Source organism: Rhizobium sp. 21-4511-3d (genome assembly GCF_053522545.1).
Map to the genome: position 1 here is coordinate 1 of NZ_JBNWCF010000018.1, position 20,114 is coordinate 20,114.

Here is a 20,114-nt window from a genome sequence, read left to right on the forward strand (position 1 = left end):
CCCCCGCTGAAAACATGCGAGGGACGGTTGAAACATGGGTCAATTCTCAATGGAAATATTACGCTGCGCCGGGTCAGCTCTCAGTGGAAATCAACACTGCATTTGTTCTCGATCAAGCAAGGCGTTGTTCGAGCGATTTGGTAAATCGCTCTCGCAGTTGACGTTCGTCAAGGACCAGCAATGGGGCAGGTATTTGAATGTGTCGTCGCCGCCGTAAGGGCGGAGCTAATGGATGGAGATAGAAGATGGCAGACACAGCAACGAAGCTAGCCGTGAAGACCGAGGCCAAAGCGCCGGTCCCGACCGATCGTTGGTGGCCCCTCGATGGTCTACGCGCAGAAATTGATCGCGTGTTCAGTGATTTCGGCAGCCCTTCGATTTTGGATCGAGCGTTCGCACGTGTGCCGAGCGCCTTCGGCCGTGGCGTTCCGGCCATCGATCTTGTCGAGACGGACAAAGCTTTCGAACTCTCGGCCGAACTTCCTGGGGTAGAGCCGAAGAACCTCGATGTCACGCTCGCAGACGGCGTCCTCACCATCAAGGGCGAGAAGAGCGAGGAGAGACAGGACATAGAAAAGGACTACTACGTGTCGGAGCGTCGCTTTGGCACCTTCCAAAGGAGCTTGGAACTTCCACGTGGCGTCGACAGCGATCGCGTTGAGGCGACATTTGCCAAGGGCGTTCTCAAAATTATCCTGCCAAAGACACCGGAACGTCTGAAGAAGGACAAGAAGATCGAGATCAAGGCTGCCTGAACGGAGGGGTCTCGCGTCCAAGATGGTGGAGAGGGATGGGGCCTACCTCTCCACCATCCGCGAGATTGCGCGATGGTTGCCTTGAAGCATGAAGCCCAACTCTTCGAACGAGAAGTGCCATGGATCTAGCAATTGAACGATTGGCTCTGGCACTCTCCATCGGCCTGCTCGTAGGCCTCGAACGGGGCTGGAAGGAGCGGGATGCTCCGGAGGGTAGCAGGACCGGCGGGATTCGAACTTTCGGAATTTCCGGCCTGCTTGGCGGTGCAATGGCAGCTCTCTCACGCGAACTATCGTCTCCCCTGCTGCTTGCCTGCAGCTTCATAACCTTCGCGGTAATCTTTTGTCTCTTCAGACTGCGCGAAGCAATGGACGACGACGATTACAGCGTTACCTCCGTGATCGCCGCACTCTGCGTCTTCGGCTTCGGCGCTATGGCCGTCGCAGGCAGTCCGACGGCTGCGGCCGCAGGCGGCACGTCCCTGGCAGCCTTGCTGGCGAGCCGGGACTTTCTTCACGCCTTCCTCAAGCGTTTGACGTGGCCGGAGTTGCGATCCGCATTATTGCTTGCCTTTATGACTGCTGTCGTGCTGCCGCTCCTACCGGACAGGGAAATTGGCGGGATCGCGGCGGTGAACCCTTTCCAGGTTTGGCTCTTTACGGTGTTAACGGCCACCATCTCGTTCATCGGCTACATTGCGGTTCGCCTTTTCGGTGAACGGGAGGGCAGGATGATCGCAGCCGCAGCCGGCGCACTCGTGTCCTCGACAGCCGTTACTCTCACCTTGGCCCGGTCGGCAAATGGCTCTTCAGCCGTGAGGCAACTGGTGGGGGCTGCGTGCCTGGCAGCTTCAATCTCGATTGTGCGCGTCCTCTTCCTGGCTGCGGTCATCAGTCCTGCTGTGCTGCCGAAGATCGCGCTGGCGGCGACGACAGGGATGGTAACCTTTGTCTTTGGGTCTTGGTTCTTCGCCAGATGCTCATCGGAGGTCGCAGACGTTAGTCTCAAGCCTGAAAATCCCTTCGAAGTTCGATCGCTGGCACTTTTCGCTGCGATCTTTGTTGCGACGCTTATGCTGAGCGAGGTTCTGACAGAACGGTTTGGGACCCCGGCCGTTCCTTTCACCTCAGCAATAGCTGGGAGTTTCGACGTAGATGTGGCAGTTTTGACAGCGCTTCGACGAACTCGCCAGATTGGCCCAGATGTCGTCGCCCAGGCTATCCTGAGCGCAATGGCAGCAAACGCCCTAGGCAAGGTTGCATTGGCAGGATTGCTCGCGCCTGCCCGATTTAGCGCCCGCTTTGCCGCTGTCTGCGTGCTTGCCATCACGCTCGGATGCGTCGCCTTCGCTCCGCAGGTTAGTCACCATTGGCTGTAAGAGCGTGCCAGGTCCTGATTGACCTTCGTCAACGCGCGCCGCTGACCATCCCACTATCATTTTTATGACGACGGGGAGTTACCATGGCGTTTCCAATCCTTCACTTCTATGGCGCTGCAGGCTGTGTGACAGGGTCCTGCTTCCTGCTTGAATTGCCATCCGCGCGTGTACTTGTAGACTGTGGATTGTTTCAGGGTGCAAAGTCGGAAAAGGAGCTGAATTACAAGCCGTTCCCGTTTATACCGGCCGAACTTGACGCAGTTGTTCTCACACATGCTCACATCGACCATTCAGGACTCTTGCCAAAGCTTGCAAAGGAAGGATTTTCCGGACCGATCTTCGCAACTGTAGCGACAATCGATCTCTGCGCCATCATGCTGCAAGATTCCGGGCACATACAGGAATCCGAGGTAAAGCAGCTCAACCGACGCAACCGCCGGCGCGGGCGTGGCACCGTTGAGCCCATTTATTCCGCGGACAACGCGCGAAGAATGATGCCGCAGTTTGTCCCAATTCCCTACGGCGAGTGGCGTGAGGTCGCGCCAGACCTTCGGTTTAGAATATGGGATGCCGGGCATTTGATGGGCTCTGGTTCAATCGAGATCGAGTGCATGGGCGTAGAGCAGCTGATCCGACTTTTGTTCTCCGGCGATGTTGGTGCGGCGAACAAACTGTTTGAGACGCGTCCCACCGGCCCCGATCGGGTGGATTACCTGATTTGCGAAAGCACTTACGGCGACCGCGAGCGAGAGCAGTACGCAATGAGCGAGAGAAGGGATCGGCTGAAAGATATCGTTGTCAAGGCCTCGGACCTGGGCGGGGTGCTTCTGATCCCATCCTTCGCCGTTGAGAGAACACAGGAAGTACTGACCGATCTCGTTACGCTCATGGACGAACATGTGGTGGCGCGATGCCCTGTGGTGATAGATTCGCCCCTCGCGTCACGAGCGTCTGAAGCGTTCAAGAGGCATGCGGCAGAGCTTCCCAACGGGTCAGCGTTCATTCGCGCTCTGAACGCATCCAACGTACGGTTCACCGAGAGCGCGGAACAGTCGAAGGCGCTCGATCTCGTGAAGGAATTCCATATCATAATCGCCGCAAGCGGTATGTGCGAAGCAGGCCGGATCCGCCACCGTCTAAAAAATTGGTTGTGGCGACCAGAATGTACGGTTCTGTTCGTCGGCTTCCAGGCCGCCGGAACACTTGGACGAATTATACAGGACGGTGCCAGCACGGTACGCATTCAAGGCGAAGAGATCCATGTCAGCGCTGCAATTCGGACGCTCGACGCCTATAGCGGTCATGCCGACGCCAGCGAGCTCGATGACTGGATTGGCAAACGCGGTGTCAAGAAAGGTCTGTTCCTCGTGCACGGTGAGGACGCTGCGCGAAAGGTGATGTGCGACCGGCTGGCGTCCCGGACGCAAGTAACGACATACTGCCCATCCCTTGACGATTCGTTCGAGCTTTCGCCAACTGGTGCCCGGCTGATCGGTGCCAACGCTCCCCCGCGCGTCCAGCCGTCAATTCCCGGTCACGCGGATTGGAATAATGACCTCCAGGATTTCGTGCTCGATCTCTCAGACAGATTGAAATCGATTGCACAGGACAAAGGCAGGGCGATCGTCTTGAGGCGGCTGCGCGCCGCTCTCGACGCAGATGAGGTTCCTTTGAGCAAGACGAAGGGAAAAGGCGATGCTGATCACCGAACGTGACTGGAAGCGGGGCGGGGAGCGATTTGCTATTCCAACCATCGGCGAGATACAAGGCAGGCTGGTTGTCTCTGAGGTCGTGGCCCTCGAGTGTCTGGGTGCTTTGCTCGCTTCAAAGCAAGCTGACACGATCCGTAGCGTCAAAAAAGCTGTTTTTGTACAGCTCAAGAAAAGATGCGCGCCGTTTGCGCTGTCGAAAGACGAACAGGAGGCGGCGATGGGCTATGCTCGGGAGCTGTTTGAAGCAGCGCTGGCTGAGGCGCGCACGCGTCTGGCACAGCCACCCGGGAGATCGGCGGATGGATAGATACGCGTTGACCTTCAATGCTGGGTCGTCGAGTTTGAAGCTTGGCCTCTTCAGGCTGGCCGATGGTCGGGGTGTTCGCATCGGTGGGGGTGCCATGAGCTTCGGCGATGGCGAAAATTTCTCGTTCCAGATTCATGATCGAGCCGAGACCGTCAGGTTGTCCGGAGCATCAACCCGCAAGTCTCAGATTAAGGCGGTCGTCGATCACCTTCTTCCAGATGGCGCGATACCGGTCTTTGCAGGCCATCGCATTGTCCACGGCGGACCGAAATTCGATCAGCCGGTTCAACTTGGCAAGGATGTCCTGGCCTCGATCGAGGCGCTTGCTCCTTTTGCACCAATGCATCTTCCGCCGGCACTCGAAATTGCACGGGCGGTTTGGGAAATCTATCCTGGTCTGCCTCAGACAGCCTCTTTCGATACAGCTTTCCATGCGTCTCAAAGTTCTTTGGCATCGAGGTTTGCAATCCCTCGCGAACTTCATGACGCCGGCGTTAGGCGCTACGGCTTTCATGGGCTGTCATATAAGTACATTGCAGGAGCCCTGCGCAGGCTCGATCCGGATCTTGCAAGCAGTCGGGTTATCTGTGCCCACCTTGGGAGCGGCGCCAGCCTCTGCGGTATGGTCGATGGCGTTAGTATTGACACGAGCATGGGTTTTTCTGCCCTCGACGGAGTTCCGATGGCGACCAGACCGGGGGCGATCGACGCGGGCGCTGTCATCCATCTGCTACGCCACGACTACCGGCATGCCGATGATCTCGAAAATTTCCTCTACCACAAATGCGGACTGCTCGGCGTGTCCGGCAAGAGCGGCGACGTGAAGGTATTGTTGGAGGATTGCCAGCCTGCCTCAAGAGAGGCGGTAGACCTCTTCTGTTTTCGAATAGCGGGTGAAATCGGCAGGCTCGCCGTCTCGATTGGAGGGGTCGACGCGATCGTGTTCACTGCAGGCATTGGGCAGCATCAGCCTGAAATCCGCAGGGGCGTCGCCCGCCATCTTTCATGGATGGGGCTTTCGTTGAGCGAGACCGCCAACAAAGCAAACACGATGGTGATCAGTGCCCGCGATAGTGATGTTACCGCAATGGTAATAGGCACTGACGAGGAGCAGGTCATCGCTGATGAAGCAGTCAGCATCTTAGCGCAAGCGATTTTGAGAGGAAGCCATGATGAAGAACGAGGTTAAGAAAGACGCGCCAATGGTAGATTTCGAACTTATGGACCGCTACTGGAGGGCAGCGAATTATCTGTCAGTCGGTCAGATCTATCTCATGGATAACCCGTTGCTGCGGGAGCCGTTGCAACCGCGTCACATCAAGCCTCGTCTCCTTGGTCATTGGGGAACGACGCCTGGACTAAACTTCGTCTACGTGCATCTCAACAGGGTCATTAATCTTCGAGATCGGGATGTCCTCTACGTCTGTGGTCCCGGCCATGGGGGACCTGGGATGGTTGCAAACGTTTACCTTGAAGGCACCTACACAGAAGTCTATCCGCAGATCGGCGAGGACGCCGATGGAATGCGCCAGCTCTTCAGACAATTCTCCTTTCCGGGAGGCATTCCCAGCCATGTTGCCCCGGAGACACCCGGTTCGATACATGAAGGTGGAGAACTTGGTTACGCTTTAGTCCACGCGTTCGGAGCTGCATTCGACAATCCCGATCTCGTTGTGGCCTGTGTCGTGGGTGACGGCGAGGCGGAGACCGGCCCCCTTGCCGCGGCCTGGCACTCGACCAAGTTTCTCAATCCGTCACGCGACGGCGCGGTCTTGCCGATACTGCATCTCAATGGCTACAAGATTGCAAACCCGACGATCTTATCGCGAATGAGCGATGATGAGCTGGAGCGCTTGTTCGACGGCCTGGGCTACGAGCCAATCTTCGTCGTAGGAGGTGATCCTGCAAGTATGCATGCGAAGATGGCCGCTGCCCTGGATCGAGCGTTCGATCTGATCGAGGTCTTGCAGCGCCATGGAAGAGAGGCCGATGATCCGGTTGGAGTACCGAGATGGCCGATGATCATCCTGAGAACGCCTAAGGGTTGGACCGGCCCGAAAGAAGTGGATGGCAAGAAGGTCGAGGGCTTCTGGCGTTCACACCAGGTGCCTGTCAACAACTGCAGGGACGATGCTGGCCACCGTCAGATCCTTGAGCAATGGATGCGCAGCTATCGACCGGAAGAGCTGTTTGACGGCGAGGGACGCTTGCTGCCGGAACTGCGCGCTCTCTCACCAAAAGGTGCAAAACGGATGGGGGCGACCCCGTATGGCAATGGCGGAAAGTTGCGCCGCCAGCTGCAGCTGCCGGATTTCCGGGCGTTTGCCGTTGAGGTCGAAGACCGCGGAATGCCGCAGGTCCAGTCGACCGAGGTGCTCGGTCGCTATCTTCGTGAAGTCATGCGGTCGAGCGCAAGGGATCGCAACTTCCGCATCTTCGGGCCAGACGAAACGGAGTCGAACCGCCTGGGCGCAGTGTTCGAAGCGACCACTCGAATTTGGATGCAGGATATTGAAGATTATGACGTGCATCTTGGCCGTGATGGTCGTGTGATGGAGGTGTTGAGCGAGCATCTCTGCCAAGGCTGGCTAGAGGGTTATTTGCTGACCGGGCGACATGGTTTCTTCTCATGTTACGAGGCTTTCATCCACATTGTCGATTCGATGTTCAACCAACACGCAAAGTGGCTGAAAGTCTCTCGTACAATCGAATGGCGCGAGCCGATTTCATCCTTGAACTATCTGCTGACGTCGCATGTATGGCGCCAGGATCATAATGGCTTTTCTCATCAAGACCCTGGCTTCGTCGATCTCGTAGCCAACAAAAAGCCCGACGTCGTTCGCGTCTACCTACCGCCGGATGCCAATACACTGCTGTGGGTCTCAGATCACTGTCTCAGGACCTATGACCGCATCAACGTTATTGTTGCCGGCAAACAGTCCGAGCCACAATACATGCCAATGGACGAGGCAATCGCTCACTGCGAGGCGGGAGCCGGCATCTGGCACTGGGCAAGCTTTGAGCAGGGGACAATTTCGCCGGACGTCGTCATGGCCTGTGCCGGTGACGTGCCGACCATGGAGACGCTCGCTGCAGTCATGCTGCTGCACGAGGCAATCCCTGATCTGAAAATTCGGACCGTAAACGTGGTCGATCTGCTGGCCCTTCAGGATCCAGAGCAGCACCCTCATGGCCTCCCAGTTTCTCGTTTCGATGCGTTATTTACGCGCGATAAGCCGGTGATTTTTGCCTATCACGGGTATCCCTATCTCATCCATCGACTGACCTACCGACGCACCAATCACAGCAACTTCCATGTCCGCGGCTTCGTGGAGGAGGGAACGACAACGACCCCCTTCGACATGGCCGTGCTGAACCAACTGGACCGCTATCATCTTGCTATTGAAGCCATCGCCCGCGTTCCGGGTCTTGCAGAGCAGGTCCCTCACGTCCTCGTGGCTCTGAAGGCAAAACTCGAAGACCATCACGCTTTCGTTCGGCAATATGGCGAAGACCTGCCGGACATTCAGAACTGGCGGTGGAGGCGGTCGCCATGATGGAGTTCCGGAAATCGCTGCGATGGTCTTTGGCGGTGCAATGCTCCGCAGCCATCAACCAAGTCTTGATAAATAGTCTTCTATACTTGCAACCGGTTTCTTGCCGAGGTCCTTTGCGATTTCGGCCAGGACCAATTGTTTTGTCTTTTCGGGCAGAAGTTCGCGCACCAGGCCCAAGACCCTCGGCGGCGATATAACGACGATGCCAGGTATCTTGTCCTCATCACACCGATGGGCCACATTCGTCGCCACTTGCGACAGGAAACGCCGTTCGGCTTCGGCGTGAAGATCGGCTTCGTCGAACGCTGCCCGGCGTGTTCTTGCGCTAGGCGTTCCGATCTTTCCTGGTCTGTCTGATCCGAGTGAACTCGTGCGTCCGGCACCGTCCGCCAGGTGCTCGACCACGACAAGATTGATTGCGTTCGCATCTCCTTCATTTCGTAGGAGAATTGCGCGACCGCCGTCGCAAACGAGAACCAGAGCACCCTTTGAAATTCGAACGTTTTTCATCGGTTTATCCTCTATAGCTGCCAAACCTCTATTGAAAGTTTGAACTCAATTCAGATGACAGACCTTGTTCCGGATCAAAGAATGGCTGAAAGCTCACCGGTGGGAGGCGATGAAGCACTGGGGATTTGACCACTGTCAATGAAAGGGTCGCTCTTCTAAGCAAAGCTGGAGCCTCACCGTTCAAGGACGCGAAAATGACCTGGAAGACAATAACGGCTCACATCGACATCGGCTCGGAAGCAGGCCGGCGCGCCGCGTTCGTCTATAGCCTCGCCTCGAACTTTGGTGCTGAGGTTCGGTTCATCACAGCAGCGCAACCAGATTCCGACCTGAATACAAAACCGCAGTCGGGGCTCGGCGAGCAATCCACTATGATGGATCTTCAAGCTATCCAGGAAAAGCAAAGACAACTGAAGGCCAGGGCACAGGAGCACCGGCCCAACTCAGTGGAGTTCAATTGGACGAGCGAGATTGCCAATCCTACCGCTGTGATGCTCAATCGCATCTGCGGATGCGACGTGGCGATTATCTTTCCTCCCGAACCTTGGCAGTCTTTCGACGAAAGACGCACGATCGACGTGGGGCGTTTCCTGGTTTCAGCGGGTCGGCCCGTCTTCCTGCCGAGCGCATTGATGAGACCATGTTCTGGAGAGGTCGTGCTGATCGCCTGGAAAAACACGAAAGAAGCAAGACATGCAGTCAAAGATGCGTTCCCTCTTCTTGTCAAGGCAAGGGATGTCGTCGTGCTTTCCGTCGCTGAGGAGGGTGAAAAGGACGGTTCGGTCGAGGACGTCATCAGATGTCTGATCGCGCACGGCATCCCCGCCAGACTGATGAGCGAATGGCGCCCTACTTTGACCGATGGAGCGACGATCACCACCGTTGCGCGCTCCATAGGCGCTGACGTAATCGTTGCCGGCGCCTATGGCCACGGTCGTATTCGCGAATGGCTATTCGGGGGCGTAACGCGGTGGCTGCTTGAGGATAATTCGTTCAACCGATTGTTTTCCAACTGATCGACCCGCCGGTCCTTCCCGAAGAAGCAGTTGTCCGTTGATCTTTCCATAGTGCGCCTGTGCAGCGATCGAGTGACGTTCAGGCGACGCCGAGATCCATTTTCTGATCACCGTTTTCAGGTCCAGCCGGCACTGCCGGAGCGGCCCAGAAGACGCTTGGAATTCACAATGTACTTGGCAATGGCGGCAGACGCTACACGAGATGATGGGCGATCTGCGCGGCTTGTCAGTATGATCGGGACTTTGGCGCCGAGCACGAGCCCCGCGGCGTCGGCCCCGGCGAGGTAAACGAGTTGTTTGGCGAGCATGTTCCCGGCCTCAAGATCTGGTACCAGCAGAATATCGGCGTGACCCGCAACTGTTGATCTAATCTCTTTGATCCGTGCCGCCTCAACGCTTATTGCATTATCGAGCGCCAGTGGGCCGTCAATCACCGCGCCACGGATCTGGCCGCGCGAAGCCATGACGGTGAGGCAGGCGGCATCGATCGTCGCCGGCATCTCGCTGTTCACAGTCTCTACGGCAGCCAGGACCGCGACCTTGGGCTGGCGGACCCCGAGCGCGTGCAAGAAGTCGACCGCATTCTGGCAGATGTCACGCTTCTGCTCCAGGTCAGGCCTGATGTTGATCGCCGCATCAGTGACGACAAGTAATTTTCGATATGCTGTGATATTCATCACGTATACGTGGCTCATTCGCCTCTCTGTCCTCAGGCGATGGCTTGCCACAACGGCTTGCAACAATTCATCGGTGTGGAGGCTGCCTTTCATGAGAGCGTCGATCGAGCCACTTGCAGCGAGTTCGGCACCGAGATCAGCCGCAGCGTGACTGTGTTCGACGAATTTGATTTGTAACCCTTCAAGACTGACGCCGGCTGCCTTTGCGGCGTCAGTGATCTTCTGTGGTGGGCCGATTAGGACAGGATCCAAAATGCCTGCGGTCGACAAGCCAACGACGGAACTGATCACTTCAGCAGAGCATGGATGCACAATGCCGGTCCGCAGCGGGGGCGAGGCGCGGGCTGCCGCAATAAACCGATCGTAGCGTCCGTGCCGTTTGCTTTGCAATTCAGGTAATCCGAATGTGGTTCTCGACCGCCGAAACTCCGGGTACGGACCACGCTGCGCGCTCGGCGGCTGCGCGTTCGTTCCAGGCGCGAACTCCTCCTTCCAGGACAACTCTGCGATCATGCACCTCGACGGAGATCTTTCCTGCGTCAACCTCAGCGTTGCGCCGCAACGCCGCTTCGATGCGGCCACGCACGTCAGTGACGGTCGGCCCGGGGCGGACAGCGATGAGGTTGATGACCCCGCGCACACCTCCAAGCTTCCGGACCGCTTCCTCCGCTGCAGTCTTTTGGAACTGCCAATGAACATCACCGGATAAGGTGACCCAGCCGCCCTCGACTTTGACGTGGATCGGCCCCTCTGGCAGGGCCGTGTTCCAAGTTATGATGTCGAGCGCTCGGGAGGCGATCTGGTCGTCGGCGTGTTGCTTGCGTTCAGGATAACGCACTTCGATGTCCACAGTCACCGCGCGCACACCTTTAACACGCATCGCGACATCCTCGGCTGCGAGTTTTTCGGCGTAAGAAGTCACATGCCCGCTTAAGGTTGCTATACCGTCTTCAACGGACACTCCTATATTTGCAGCGTCGACGCTCGGTTCGAACGCCAGCTCATCGAGCACATCCTGCCGAATTTTCAAATCAGTCATATCTTCCTCCGTGAACTTGACCAAGGCTGCTTGCCTCATCGTCGAGAATGCACCTGTCCCGGCCTCGTTACATTGCGCTGCGTCAAGGCGAAAGGCGAAAGGCGTTGCAGGCGCTGCAAGCGTTTTCAGTCTGAAGGGCGTCAGCCGCGTTCCGGAAAAAGTATCGTATCGAGCCTGCTTCATAGGGCTGGTGCGTGAATATCGGAAAGTTGCAAGCAGCACACATCCTGGTTGACCGGCATCAATGCCCCTTGCCGAAAATCCGCCTTATTAAGGAATTGGCTTTTCCGTTCGTGAAACGGCTGACGCAAAGGAGCCGGGCAAATGACCAACGAGACAGCGCAAGGGGCACACGACTGGAAGCATCCGGTCTTCGTTCAGGCTGGCATCGAAACTCCGAAAGCCATCCAAAACCCAAAGGCGGCACTGTTATTTCTGTCGAAGAACTGGAGAGGACCAAAAACCCTGCATGCATTCGCGAAGGAGATCTGTGCCGCCGCAATTGCCGGCCATGTCTCCTCGTATGCCGCAAGGGAGGCCTTCGTTCACGCCGTAACTGCTGCTCGCATGACCGTATGCGCGCCAAACCCGCACTCTTTGCCCGAGGAGAACGAAGCTTTAGGGCAACGGATGGGCAAGGCCGCCGAAGATGCGATCCTGGACTGATCTAGGCGAATGTCAGGATGTGCTGAAGCGCGTCCGGGCCGATCACCTGGATAGCCACAACTTTACCCTCCTGTTCATCAATAAAGATCTCCCGGGGATCTCGAATGACGTGCGTCATACCCTCCATCTGAATTTCGAGCAAAGATTGCTTTGGTTCGAAGGTCACTCCGTGCAGATGTCTATGCGATGCGAGCGTCTGGCTACCGATAGTCGCACCAATGACTTCTATTTTTATCTGATCCGCGGTGATGGTTCGCGGCAGGTTCTGGAAGAACTCCGGCCACTTCTGCTGCTCTAGCACGGTTGTCGACATTGCAAATCTCCTTCCTTGCTTTGCCGGCTGAACGGACGCGCGGCATTAAGCTTGTTGTGAAACAGCTGGGCCAGTCGCGTCATTGACGAAGGTCAAGTTGCGAGCAGTGCGTCGGTTTCTCACCCGACCAATCCCGCCCCAACGGTAGCAACCGGGTCGGCAAATCGCGACATTCCAACCAAAAGATCGCTTATATACATGAAGCGCTTTGGCCCGATAGCAGTGCGTATGACGAGAGCAACTCTATATCAATTCGCAGGAGGCGTCGGCGCTGGTTGACCTGCAGGAGTTTCAGTCTGTGACGCGGCAGGAGGGGTCACAACCGGCACCGGCGATCGGATCGACTGGTACAGAGAGAATGCGAGAAGCGCAAAGACTGCCACGCCCGCAAAGCACATAAGATTTCGTACCGTATGGCTCATGATCCACCTATGGAACAGCGAAGCATCATCGCTTCCACGACAAAATGGCCTAGTTGCAACGCCGGTCCATTGTCCTTGGTCAAATTCTTGAGGGACGATCTCTACCTGGCGTATTCAGTTCCTGCAGCGTCCACCGGGGACGATCCACGTGTCCCCTTGAGGCGGAACGTCAGGTCTCTTTACCCAAAGTGCGGATTAAGTTGATCCACGTCAAAGCACAACGCCTTGAAAGGCCGCTCTACTGCAATCCTTTGAAGCGATGGAGAGTGCGATGCTGGCCAAAGACATCATGACGAGCCCAGTAACGACGATCGAAGAAGGGCACAACGTTCGCGACGCGGTCGAGATCATCAATCTGAGGAACATCGGTGCCGTGCCGGTGCTTGATGCCCTCGGCCGCGTCGTCGGGATTGTGACCGAGGGCGACTTGCTTCGCCGCGTAGCCTCCTCATGGGCACGGCATCCTGTCCCCCATACGCGTGACCGCGACAGCGCGCTCGCTGATTACATCAAGGCCAGGAGCTGGCGTATCGAAGACGTCATGACGTCGCCAGTGATCAGTGCCACATCGACTGCTACGGCGAGTCAGCTTGCCGAGCTTCTTCAAGCCCACGGGGTGAAGCACGTGCCAGTCGTTGATGCCGGAAAGCTCGTCGGAATTATAAGTCGACGGGACCTGATGCGCGCGCTGCTTGATGTCCCAAAAGACTGCACCGCCTCGGGCGACGAAGCTCTTCAGACGGCTGTGCAGAGCCGCCTGGAGTCAGAGCTCGGACTTTTGCGACCTGCCGTTAAGGCATCTGTCTCCGGAGCAATTGTCACCTTATGTGGTGAAGTTGACAGCGAAATCGAAAAAGACGCTGCTCGGGTCGCCGCGGAGTCTGTCAGAGGCATCCAGGGCGTCGTGACCAAGATCACTGTCGCCTACCACATGCTGAGCCGCTTCAAGCCATAGGCGAGCTCTTGATGCCCCGCTGGACAGGTGGGGTGCTCGACAACCTGTGAGACACGTTCGTGGCCATCTTCCGAACCATCATCGACGCCTTGTTATCGAGGCTGCTGCTTTTGATCCTGATTGGAATGCTAGGAATGCTCGCGGCCGTGTTGTGGGTCAAAGGAACGTCAGATACATCCCGCAACCAGATTGAGCGGTCTTGGTCGGCGCCGTGACCGCTCGATCTTGGGAGATCATCGGACAATGTCAGGCGTGAGCGGCTTCGGCAAACGAGTTTTCCTGCGCCTCTGCGACGGAAGGAATTTCGCGTGCTCAGAACTCGCGTACCAAGGTGGCATTGGCCGTAACTTGATCTGCTAGACCAACCAAGGCGCGATTTAGCGTTAACGAATATGAAACTATCAAACCCTACTATTGGGGCAAGGCAACGCTAATGCCTTGAAGCATCGCTTGGGAAGCCACATGAGCAAGTTCGCCAATTCTATTCCCATCAACCAAAACGGCGTGACTGCGATAGAATATGGATTGATAGCGGCTTTGCTCTCGCTGGCACTGGTTGCAGGAGCGACATCACTCGGTGGCAACCTCGACAGCCTTTTCTCAAGTGTCGCGGGCGTGCTCGGCAACGCGCCCCAGTGACGTGAGCGCCGCCCGGAGGCCAGTATCAACTGGGCAAATGGGATGAACCCATAAAACCAACCAATAAAGGCGAGGTGACCACAGACGCCTGCACGATGTGCGTGACGTTCTGCGCCCGGAAGAAGAAATGATTGAAGAGCGAGATTGGAAACTCATCTGTGTCTGCCCGTGGAAGTCGCCACGACGAGCCCGCCGATCCGAAGCAAGACTGTCACCTAATATCATGACCCGGCCGGAGAAGCACCGCTACGCTATCGACGACCAGACCGTTAACCGCGCCCGTAATGTAGGCGGGCACAAGTTCTGGAGAAACATATGACACAAAGTTCACATGCAAAGCTCGTAGAGCGTCTTGATTTCGTCGGTCTAGATAAGAAGCAGCGGGAAGCGCTGTCTGGGCTTGCAACGACTATCGAGGCTTCCTTGGACATGGCACTGAATGTCTTCTACGCGAAGGCCAAGGTGAACCCGGAAACTGCAAAGTTCTTTGCAAGTGAAGCCCACATTCAGCACGCTAAGGAGCGTCAGGTCAGACATTGGGAAACCATCGCATCGGCGACATTTGACAGCGGCTACGTCGACGCCGTGACGGCAGTCGGCCGTACCCACGCAAGACTTGGCTTGGAGCCACGGTGGTACATCGGCGGATATGCGCTAATCCTGGAGAGTATCATTCGATCGGTTGTGGATGCCGAGCTGCCGGGCTTCATGGCGAGAGGCAAGCGCGAGAAAATTGGTGACGGGATTTCAGCCGTAGTCAAGGCGGCCTTAGTTGACATGGATTACGCGATCTCTGTTTATCTGGAGGTTCTCGAACAGGAAAGGACCAAAGCGGAGTGCGAGCAGCTTCAGCTCAAGGACGAACAGCAATTCGCGCTGTCCGCACTCGATCGCGCCCTTGCTACACTTGCTTCGGGAGATCTCACAGCTCCGATCGACAGCGAGCTCGCCGCCAACTTCCAGTCGCTGAAAGACAATTACAACACGTCACTAGATAGTCTCGGGGCAGCAATTTCCGAGATCCGGCGAACAGTCGAACTGGTCTCCAGCCAATCCCACGAGATCTCGGCAGCAACCAACGACATGGCCAAGCGGACGGAGAAACAGGCGACCGCGCTTGAAGAGGCCGCGGCCGCTCTGGAAGAGATCAGCACGATCTCCAAGCTGGCGCAGGATCGAACCCAGGAGGTCCAGGCGCTTGTCCGGCGATCGGCAGCAGAGGCTGCGCAGTCAGGAACCGTCGTCGAGCAGGCGGTCACCGCCATGAGCGAGATTGAAACTTCCTCCCACGAGATGACGGCGATCATCGGTGTCATCGACGAAATTGCGTTTCAGACTAACCTCCTTGCGCTGAACGCAGGTGTAGAGGCAGCCCGCGCCGGAGAGCAGGGCAAGGGCTTCGCGGTCGTTGCGCAGGAAGTCCGAGAACTTGCGCAGAGGTCCGCCAAGGCAGCCAAGGAGATCAGTGTGCTGATCGGCAAGTCATCAGCTGATGTCGCTAAAGGCGTCGGTCTCGTGAATAAGACCGGAGCGGCGTTGCGAAGTATCGGAGATCAGGTGACAGCCATTGATGGACACATGGTGTCGATTGCAAAATCGTCTCAGGAGCAGGCGACGGGGATCGACGAAATTAACGCTGCTGTCGGCAACATGGACACCATCACGCAGCAGAATGCCGCCATGGTCGAGCAGTCGTCGGCTGCAACCAGCAAACTTTCCGAGGAGGCGTCTCGTCTTTCTTCCCTGGTCGGCACCTTCAAGGTGGGCGACATATGGCGGGGTCGAAGTGATCCTCGGCGTCCGCAGCTTTTCGACGCGTCGGTGCGGGCTTCTCTAAAGGTCGTCGGGGGCGCCGCACCATCCGAGTGGCAAGAATTCTAGGAGCTGGGAGCGCGTTGGATAACGGGCAGATCCTCAGCGCAGATGGTTGGAGAAATCCTCGGCCAGCTAGTGGATCAGACCAGGCAATTGGCGCAGAGCCTGATCGCAGTGCAAACGACCTGCGCGGCTCTGATCTCCGAAGTCTGCAGGCTCCACCCTGATCCGAAACATCAGATGATCCGGATCACAAGCTTCTTTGCCGGGATCGCGTATGTGGGAGCGGCGACGGAGGGCCATGGGGAGATGCGGTGATCGACACCAGCGCAGTGACAGCTGTGATGGAGCCCATCACACGGCTGGCTGAGCATGGGCTGTTACGCGCGTGAGAAGAGAGACACCTTTCGGCCGGCTGGTGGAAAAATCGCCGCGCGCGTAGGTGCGAGATGAGGAGCGATCATCGACATGCTATTGAGATTGCCTTCCAAACGATGCTCCCCGCTCTCAATGCTGGTGTGGAGGCTGCCCGTGCCAGGGAGGCCAGAATGTAGTTTGCTGTCATAGCCGGCGCGGTGCGTCAAATGGCGCGATGTTGCGCCAACGCAGCGAAGGAGATTACGAGCCTCATTGGCAATTTAACCTTTTGTTAGGATCTGAGCGCCAATAGTCGGTAACCGACAAATCGGAGCCGCCGCCATGCCCGTCAGCGCCCTTTCCGTCCTCGACCCCGAGGCACTGGACGACTACGTGGATCTGAGATCGGTGCCTCGGCATCGGTACTTCGGGCGCATCGACATGATCGACCGGCTGCGTCACGCGGTCCCGTTCGACTACATCTTCATTTCTGGACTGGACGTCGATCATTATAGGTTCGGCCAAGGGTTTTCCATCGACACCGATCTTCCCCCGGCCTTCGTGGAGGCTTACATGGAAGACCAGATATTCAAAAATGATCCATTCATTCACGCTGCTCGCGCAGCCAACTCGGTCGTCAGGGAGCATGAGGTTGCACCGGATCACGAGACACCTCAGCGGCTGCTCTACTTGAAGCGCACTTTCGGGGTGCACAACCGGACACTCATTCCGATCATGCGTGATGAGACCGTATACGGGGCGGTCGGAGTAACGCGCGAGGTTCCTTTCAACGACGACGAGGTCGCATTCCTGTCGCTTGTGGCGGAAGCAATCCATACAACCTTCACAAAGCCGCTTCTGGACAGGTTTGCCGCCGATCAGATGAAGCTCTCGAAGGGCGAGATCGCCTGCCTGAGCCAGGCCAGCCTCGGATTGACAAGCGAGGGCATCGGTAAGGCGACAGGTTACCAGCTCGATACCGTCAACAGCTACATCAAGTCGGCGACCAAAAAGATCGGGGCTGCCAATAGAACCCAGGCGATCGCCGACGCCATCCGTAGGCGGCTCATCGCCTGAGCTCTCTTTCAATGCATTGTTAACCCTGGCAAGCGACGCTGCCCCAGAATAAGGGCTTCATTCGAAGCTGCTTTATTAGATTCATGATTCATTGAGATATCACACCTAGATTTGGGGTGTCCCGGCCAAGTAGCCGAAGCTGACATGATGTCTGCTCCCGACGGTGACCCTTTCACCGACTCGCTGGACGAATGAATGCTGTCCCTGGCACGACCTGCCAATCCAAGGCTATCTTCATGAGAATACTGTTTCTTTCGGTGGCGCTTGCCGCTGCGATGCCTGCCGTTTCTCTTTCGCTCGAACTGCCCCAAGGAGAGGTAATTCTCACCGTCAAAGGCAAGCTCGATCATCCCAATGTCGACAATACCGCTCAGTTTGATCTGGCAATGCTAGAAGCACTGCAGGGGCGCAGGGGAAGCATGGAAACACCTTGGACCACAGGCAAGGTGGAATTTTCTGGACCACTGCTTCGCGCCGTCCTTGACGCTGCCGGAGCGCATGCGACCCGTCTGAAAGTCGTCGCACTCAACGATTACGCTGCAGAGGTTCCGGTCGAAGATGCGTCCGGCCTCGACACGATGCTTGCAACACGCATGGACGGCCAGCCAATGTCGGTGCGTGAAAAGGGACCGTTGTTTCTTGTCTATCCCTTCGACAAGGACAGCTCGCTCTATAACGAAAAGTACTTCTCCCGCTCTGTCTGGCAGATAAAGACGATCGAGGCCGAGTGATGAACGAAAGTGCCCGGAAGAACGGAGACGTCATCAGGCGGGTCAGCAAGGCCACCGCTCTCCTTCAAGCCTTTGCGGCGATGCTGCTGATCGGCCTTATTTATCTTCTTTCGGGCATCTACGGACGATACGAGGCCTTACAGGACGGGGTCAGGGAAAATGCCCTCTGGTCCGTCTATCAACTCGACCGCGAAGCACGCACGTTGCGTGAGGTCACCAATGTGATGGTGGCGCGCGCTGATCTGTCGGCCTCCGCGTTTAAGAGCCTGTCGACGCGGTATGACATCCTCTACTCGAGGATGAGCATTCTTAAACGCGCTAACTTCGATTTGCGGCTGCAGGACAATCCGGAACTGCGGATGCTCGTCGCCACGATAGAGCCGATGGTGCTCATGCAGGCTGCCTGGTTCGACGAACTGGCAAAGGGACACGAGGCTGACCTTAGCCATCTTAGCGCTTTTGCCGGTGGGCTGGACGATCTTGTCGGTAAAACCGAGAGCCTGCTGACCAGCGCCAACAACAAAGTCAGCACAGACCGCGCCGATGCGCGCAATGACCTAGAGTCTTTGCAGATCCGCACGGGCTTGGTCACCGTGCTCCTTGCTGGCTCGATCGGTGTGCTCGTCTTCTCTTTGCGCCGGCAGCTCCGCTCCGTGCGAGCCGCGGCGCTTGCCTTCGAGGGCATGGCACGAGAATTGACAGACGCCTACGCCGCGGCCGAAGCCGGCAACCGTGCTAAATCGCAGTTCATGGCGACGATGGGACACGAAGTGCGCACCCCACTCAACGCTATTCTCGGAACCGCAGAGCTCCTGGAACTGGGTGCTCTTCCGGAGGCTGTAAGAGGCAGTGTTCAGACGATCAGACGATCGGGCGTGACGCTTCTGGAGATCCTCAACGAGATTCTCGACTTCGCCAAGATGGAGACCGGACGCATCGATGTAAGTCCGGCCCCCACGGACGTTCGTGAGCTACTGTCTAGCGCGATAGAAATGATGCGGGACCGAGCCGCCGAGCACGGCGACACGATTGTCACCGACATCAGCGGCGCCGGACCAGCGAAGTTGATCTTGACCGACGCGACCAGGGTTCGGCAGATCGTTCTGAATCTGCTCAGCAACGCGATCAAGTTCACCAGCAATGGTGCCGTTGTCGTGAAGATGTCGGGTGTGGAAGACGATCAAGGGAACGCGCGGCTTCGAATATCCATCAGCGATACAGGGATCGGCATCGACGAAATTGGGCAAAAGAAGCTATTCAAGCCGTTCTCCCAAGTCGATGCCAGCATCAGCCGCAAATACGGCGGCACAGGGCTTGGCCTCACCATTTGCAAGGAGATCGTCGACGCTCTTGGCGGCGAGATCGGCATGCACAGCCGAAAGGATGAAGGCAGTACGTTCTGGTTCGAGATTCCGGCTTTGGCGGTGGAAGCTCCTCCGGCCGCCGCAAAGACTGAGGAGGTGGTCGGCGATCTCAGTGAGAAACGTCCGTCCTTCCGGGTGCTTCTCGTCGAGGACAACCTCGTAAACCAGCAGGTCGCTTGCGGTTTCCTTCGCCATCTCGGTCAGTCTGTCGTCGTAGCGAACGATGGACGCGAGGCCTTGCAAAAGGTCCATGACGAAAACTTTGACCTCATTCTGATGGACATGCAGATGCCGAACATGGACGGCATCGAAGCGACGCGCCAGATCCGCAGCCTGGGAGGAACGTCTTCAACTGTTCCTATTGTTGCCATGACCGCCAACGCTTCGGACGAAGACCGCACGCTTTGCGCAGGCGCAGGCATGACTGACTTCAGACCGAAGCCGATCACGCTGGAAGTGCTGAGGTCGATCATCAACGCGCTCGAAGCCAAGGCGCCCTGCATCTCTGCCGCCAGCAGCGTCAACGACAGGCAGCAGGAAATCATCGACGTTTTGGGAAGGGATGTCTTTGACGACCTGCTTGATACCTTCTTCAGCGATGCCGCCGCCATCCTCTCGGATATCGCCGACAACATGCGCGGTGGGAGACCAGAAAGCATCGACCGACAGCTTCATTCCCTGAAGGGCGCCGCCAGCAATGTTGGCATGCAGACCATCGCCGACATGGCACAAAGGCTGCGCCAGGACACCGTCATTACCAGTAGCGAGCTGCTCGACATCAAAAGAGCGGTCGATGAACAGCGGCGCATGCATGCCGCTTAAG

General features: G+C 57.1%; 18 protein-coding genes and 1 pseudogene. 15 read left to right on the forward strand and 4 right to left on the reverse strand.

Annotated elements, in window-relative coordinates; genetic code table 11:
* Positions 1 to 245 precede the first annotated feature (245 nt).
* From ACQZ5H_RS28485 to ACQZ5H_RS28510, 6 genes are all read left to right on the forward strand, one after another.
* Positions 246 to 755, forward strand: a complete 510-nt coding sequence (locus ACQZ5H_RS28485) for an Hsp20/alpha crystallin family protein (RefSeq protein WP_449099683.1) — start codon at positions 246 to 248, stop codon at positions 753 to 755.
* A 119-nt stretch (positions 756 to 874) separates the two neighbouring features.
* On the forward strand, positions 875 to 2,134 hold the full coding sequence (locus ACQZ5H_RS28490) for an MgtC/SapB family protein (protein ID WP_130284452.1): 1,260 nt from the start codon (positions 875 to 877) through the stop codon (positions 2,132 to 2,134).
* Positions 2,135 to 2,217: 83 nt separating this feature from the next.
* A complete protein-coding gene (locus tag ACQZ5H_RS28495) occupies positions 2,218 to 3,849 on the forward strand; it encodes an MBL fold metallo-hydrolase (RefSeq protein ID WP_449099684.1) in 1,632 nt (543 codons plus the stop codon).
* Positions 3,830 to 4,153, forward strand: a complete 324-nt coding sequence (locus ACQZ5H_RS28500; protein WP_449099685.1) for a hypothetical protein — start codon at positions 3,830 to 3,832, stop codon at positions 4,151 to 4,153. The genes ACQZ5H_RS28495 and ACQZ5H_RS28500 overlap by 20 nt, the downstream gene beginning before the upstream one ends.
* Entirely contained in the window at positions 4,146 to 5,342 is a 1,197-nt protein-coding gene (locus ACQZ5H_RS28505; protein WP_130284448.1) for an acetate/propionate family kinase, read from the forward strand. Before ACQZ5H_RS28500 ends, ACQZ5H_RS28505 begins: the two co-directional genes overlap by 8 nt.
* Positions 5,326 to 7,710, forward strand: coding sequence for a phosphoketolase family protein (locus ACQZ5H_RS28510; RefSeq protein ID WP_449099745.1), 2,385 nt, complete (start codon positions 5,326 to 5,328; stop codon positions 7,708 to 7,710). Before ACQZ5H_RS28505 ends, ACQZ5H_RS28510 begins: the two co-directional genes overlap by 17 nt.
* Before the next feature lie 54 nt (positions 7,711 to 7,764).
* On the opposite strand, the gene ACQZ5H_RS28515 is transcribed toward ACQZ5H_RS28510, so the two are convergent.
* Positions 7,765 to 8,220 carry a host attachment protein gene (locus ACQZ5H_RS28515; RefSeq protein WP_130284446.1) on the reverse strand — a complete coding sequence of 152 codons (456 nt, stop codon included), beginning with the start codon at positions 8,218 to 8,220 and terminating at the stop codon, positions 7,765 to 7,767.
* A 194-nt stretch (positions 8,221 to 8,414) separates the two neighbouring features.
* On the opposite strand from ACQZ5H_RS28515, the gene ACQZ5H_RS28520 reads away from it, so the two are divergent.
* Positions 8,415 to 9,236, forward strand: coding sequence for a universal stress protein (locus ACQZ5H_RS28520; protein WP_130284444.1), 822 nt, complete (start codon positions 8,415 to 8,417; stop codon positions 9,234 to 9,236).
* A 116-nt stretch (positions 9,237 to 9,352) separates the two neighbouring features.
* Here ACQZ5H_RS28520 and ACQZ5H_RS28525 read toward each other — a convergent pair whose 3' ends face one another.
* Positions 9,353 to 10,303: a bifunctional enoyl-CoA hydratase/phosphate acetyltransferase gene (locus ACQZ5H_RS28525; protein WP_207225221.1), complete on the reverse strand. Its 951-nt coding sequence runs from the start codon at positions 10,301 to 10,303 to the stop codon at positions 9,353 to 9,355.
* A gap of 1 nt (position 10,304) precedes the next feature.
* The gene (locus ACQZ5H_RS28530; protein WP_165402773.1) at positions 10,305 to 10,952 is read right to left on the reverse strand and encodes a BON domain-containing protein; all 648 of its coding nucleotides are present in this window, start codon (positions 10,950 to 10,952) and stop codon (positions 10,305 to 10,307) included.
* Between the two features lie 324 nt (positions 10,953 to 11,276).
* Here ACQZ5H_RS28530 and ACQZ5H_RS28535 point away from each other — a divergent pair, with 324 nt between their 5' ends.
* Positions 11,277 to 11,618 (forward strand): DUF982 domain-containing protein, encoded by a 342-nt coding sequence (locus ACQZ5H_RS28535; RefSeq protein ID WP_112720286.1) that lies wholly within the window; start codon positions 11,277 to 11,279, stop codon positions 11,616 to 11,618.
* A 1-nt stretch (position 11,619) separates the two neighbouring features.
* On the opposite strand, the gene ACQZ5H_RS28540 is transcribed toward ACQZ5H_RS28535, so the two are convergent.
* Positions 11,620 to 11,931: a DUF5335 family protein gene (locus tag ACQZ5H_RS28540; protein ID WP_112720285.1), complete on the reverse strand. Its 312-nt coding sequence runs from the start codon at positions 11,929 to 11,931 to the stop codon at positions 11,620 to 11,622.
* 693 nt (positions 11,932 to 12,624) lie between these two features.
* On the opposite strand from ACQZ5H_RS28540, the gene ACQZ5H_RS28545 reads away from it, so the two are divergent.
* The 7 genes and pseudogenes from ACQZ5H_RS28545 (at position 12,625) to ACQZ5H_RS28575 (ending at position 20,113) form a co-directional block, all read left to right on the forward strand.
* The gene (locus ACQZ5H_RS28545; protein ID WP_449099686.1) at positions 12,625 to 13,308 is read left to right on the forward strand and encodes a CBS domain-containing protein; all 684 of its coding nucleotides are present in this window, start codon (positions 12,625 to 12,627) and stop codon (positions 13,306 to 13,308) included.
* Between the two features lie 462 nt (positions 13,309 to 13,770).
* Positions 13,771 to 13,947, forward strand: a complete 177-nt coding sequence (locus tag ACQZ5H_RS28550; protein ID WP_130284436.1) for a Flp family type IVb pilin — start codon at positions 13,771 to 13,773, stop codon at positions 13,945 to 13,947.
* Between the two features lie 315 nt (positions 13,948 to 14,262).
* Positions 14,263 to 15,828, forward strand: a complete 1,566-nt coding sequence (locus ACQZ5H_RS28555; RefSeq protein ID WP_130284434.1) for a globin-coupled sensor protein — start codon at positions 14,263 to 14,265, stop codon at positions 15,826 to 15,828.
* Positions 15,829 to 16,238: 410 nt separating this feature from the next.
* A pseudogene (locus ACQZ5H_RS28560) lies at positions 16,239 to 16,394 on the forward strand (methyl-accepting chemotaxis protein); the annotation flags it as partial.
* A gap of 67 nt (positions 16,395 to 16,461) precedes the next feature.
* Complete coding sequence (locus ACQZ5H_RS28565; protein WP_112720281.1) at positions 16,462 to 17,196, forward strand: helix-turn-helix transcriptional regulator; 735 nt, start codon at positions 16,462 to 16,464, stop codon at positions 17,194 to 17,196.
* Positions 17,197 to 17,387: 191 nt separating this feature from the next.
* Entirely contained in the window at positions 17,388 to 17,927 is a 540-nt protein-coding gene (locus tag ACQZ5H_RS28570) for a molybdopterin-dependent oxidoreductase (RefSeq protein WP_449099687.1), read from the forward strand.
* On the forward strand, positions 17,927 to 20,113 hold the full coding sequence (locus ACQZ5H_RS28575) for an ATP-binding protein (protein ID WP_130284432.1): 2,187 nt from the start codon (positions 17,927 to 17,929) through the stop codon (positions 20,111 to 20,113). Before ACQZ5H_RS28570 ends, ACQZ5H_RS28575 begins: the two co-directional genes overlap by 1 nt.
* Position 20,114: the final 1 nt, after the last annotated feature.

What these genes read in the sequence shown, in the direction of transcription:
- ACQZ5H_RS28485 (WP_449099683.1), top strand. Translation starts at nt 246, where the DNA reads ATGGCAGACACAGCAACGAAGCTAGCCGTGAAGACCGAGGCCAAAGCG.
- ACQZ5H_RS28490 (WP_130284452.1), top strand. Translation starts at nt 875, where the DNA reads ATGGATCTAGCAATTGAACGATTGGCTCTGGCACTCTCCATCGGCCTG.
- ACQZ5H_RS28495 (WP_449099684.1), top strand. Translation starts at nt 2,218, where the DNA reads ATGGCGTTTCCAATCCTTCACTTCTATGGCGCTGCAGGCTGTGTGACA.
- ACQZ5H_RS28500 (WP_449099685.1), top strand. Translation starts at nt 3,830, where the DNA reads ATGCTGATCACCGAACGTGACTGGAAGCGGGGCGGGGAGCGATTTGCT.
- ACQZ5H_RS28505 (WP_130284448.1), top strand. Translation starts at nt 4,146, where the DNA reads ATGGATAGATACGCGTTGACCTTCAATGCTGGGTCGTCGAGTTTGAAG.
- ACQZ5H_RS28510 (WP_449099745.1), top strand. Translation starts at nt 5,326, where the DNA reads ATGAAGAACGAGGTTAAGAAAGACGCGCCAATGGTAGATTTCGAACTT.
- ACQZ5H_RS28515 (WP_130284446.1), bottom strand. Translation starts at nt 8,220, where the DNA reads ATGAAAAACGTTCGAATTTCAAAGGGTGCTCTGGTTCTCGTTTGCGAC.
- ACQZ5H_RS28520 (WP_130284444.1), top strand. Translation starts at nt 8,415, where the DNA reads ATGACCTGGAAGACAATAACGGCTCACATCGACATCGGCTCGGAAGCA.
- ACQZ5H_RS28530 (WP_165402773.1), bottom strand. Translation starts at nt 10,952, where the DNA reads ATGACTGATTTGAAAATTCGGCAGGATGTGCTCGATGAGCTGGCGTTC.
- ACQZ5H_RS28535 (WP_112720286.1), top strand. Translation starts at nt 11,277, where the DNA reads ATGACCAACGAGACAGCGCAAGGGGCACACGACTGGAAGCATCCGGTC.
- ACQZ5H_RS28540 (WP_112720285.1), bottom strand. Translation starts at nt 11,931, where the DNA reads ATGTCGACAACCGTGCTAGAGCAGCAGAAGTGGCCGGAGTTCTTCCAG.
- ACQZ5H_RS28545 (WP_449099686.1), top strand. Translation starts at nt 12,625, where the DNA reads ATGCTGGCCAAAGACATCATGACGAGCCCAGTAACGACGATCGAAGAA.
- ACQZ5H_RS28550 (WP_130284436.1), top strand. Translation starts at nt 13,771, where the DNA reads ATGAGCAAGTTCGCCAATTCTATTCCCATCAACCAAAACGGCGTGACT.
- ACQZ5H_RS28555 (WP_130284434.1), top strand. Translation starts at nt 14,263, where the DNA reads ATGACACAAAGTTCACATGCAAAGCTCGTAGAGCGTCTTGATTTCGTC.
- ACQZ5H_RS28565 (WP_112720281.1), top strand. Translation starts at nt 16,462, where the DNA reads ATGCCCGTCAGCGCCCTTTCCGTCCTCGACCCCGAGGCACTGGACGAC.
- ACQZ5H_RS28570 (WP_449099687.1), top strand. Translation starts at nt 17,388, where the DNA reads ATGAATGCTGTCCCTGGCACGACCTGCCAATCCAAGGCTATCTTCATG.
- ACQZ5H_RS28575 (WP_130284432.1), top strand. Translation starts at nt 17,927, where the DNA reads ATGAACGAAAGTGCCCGGAAGAACGGAGACGTCATCAGGCGGGTCAGC.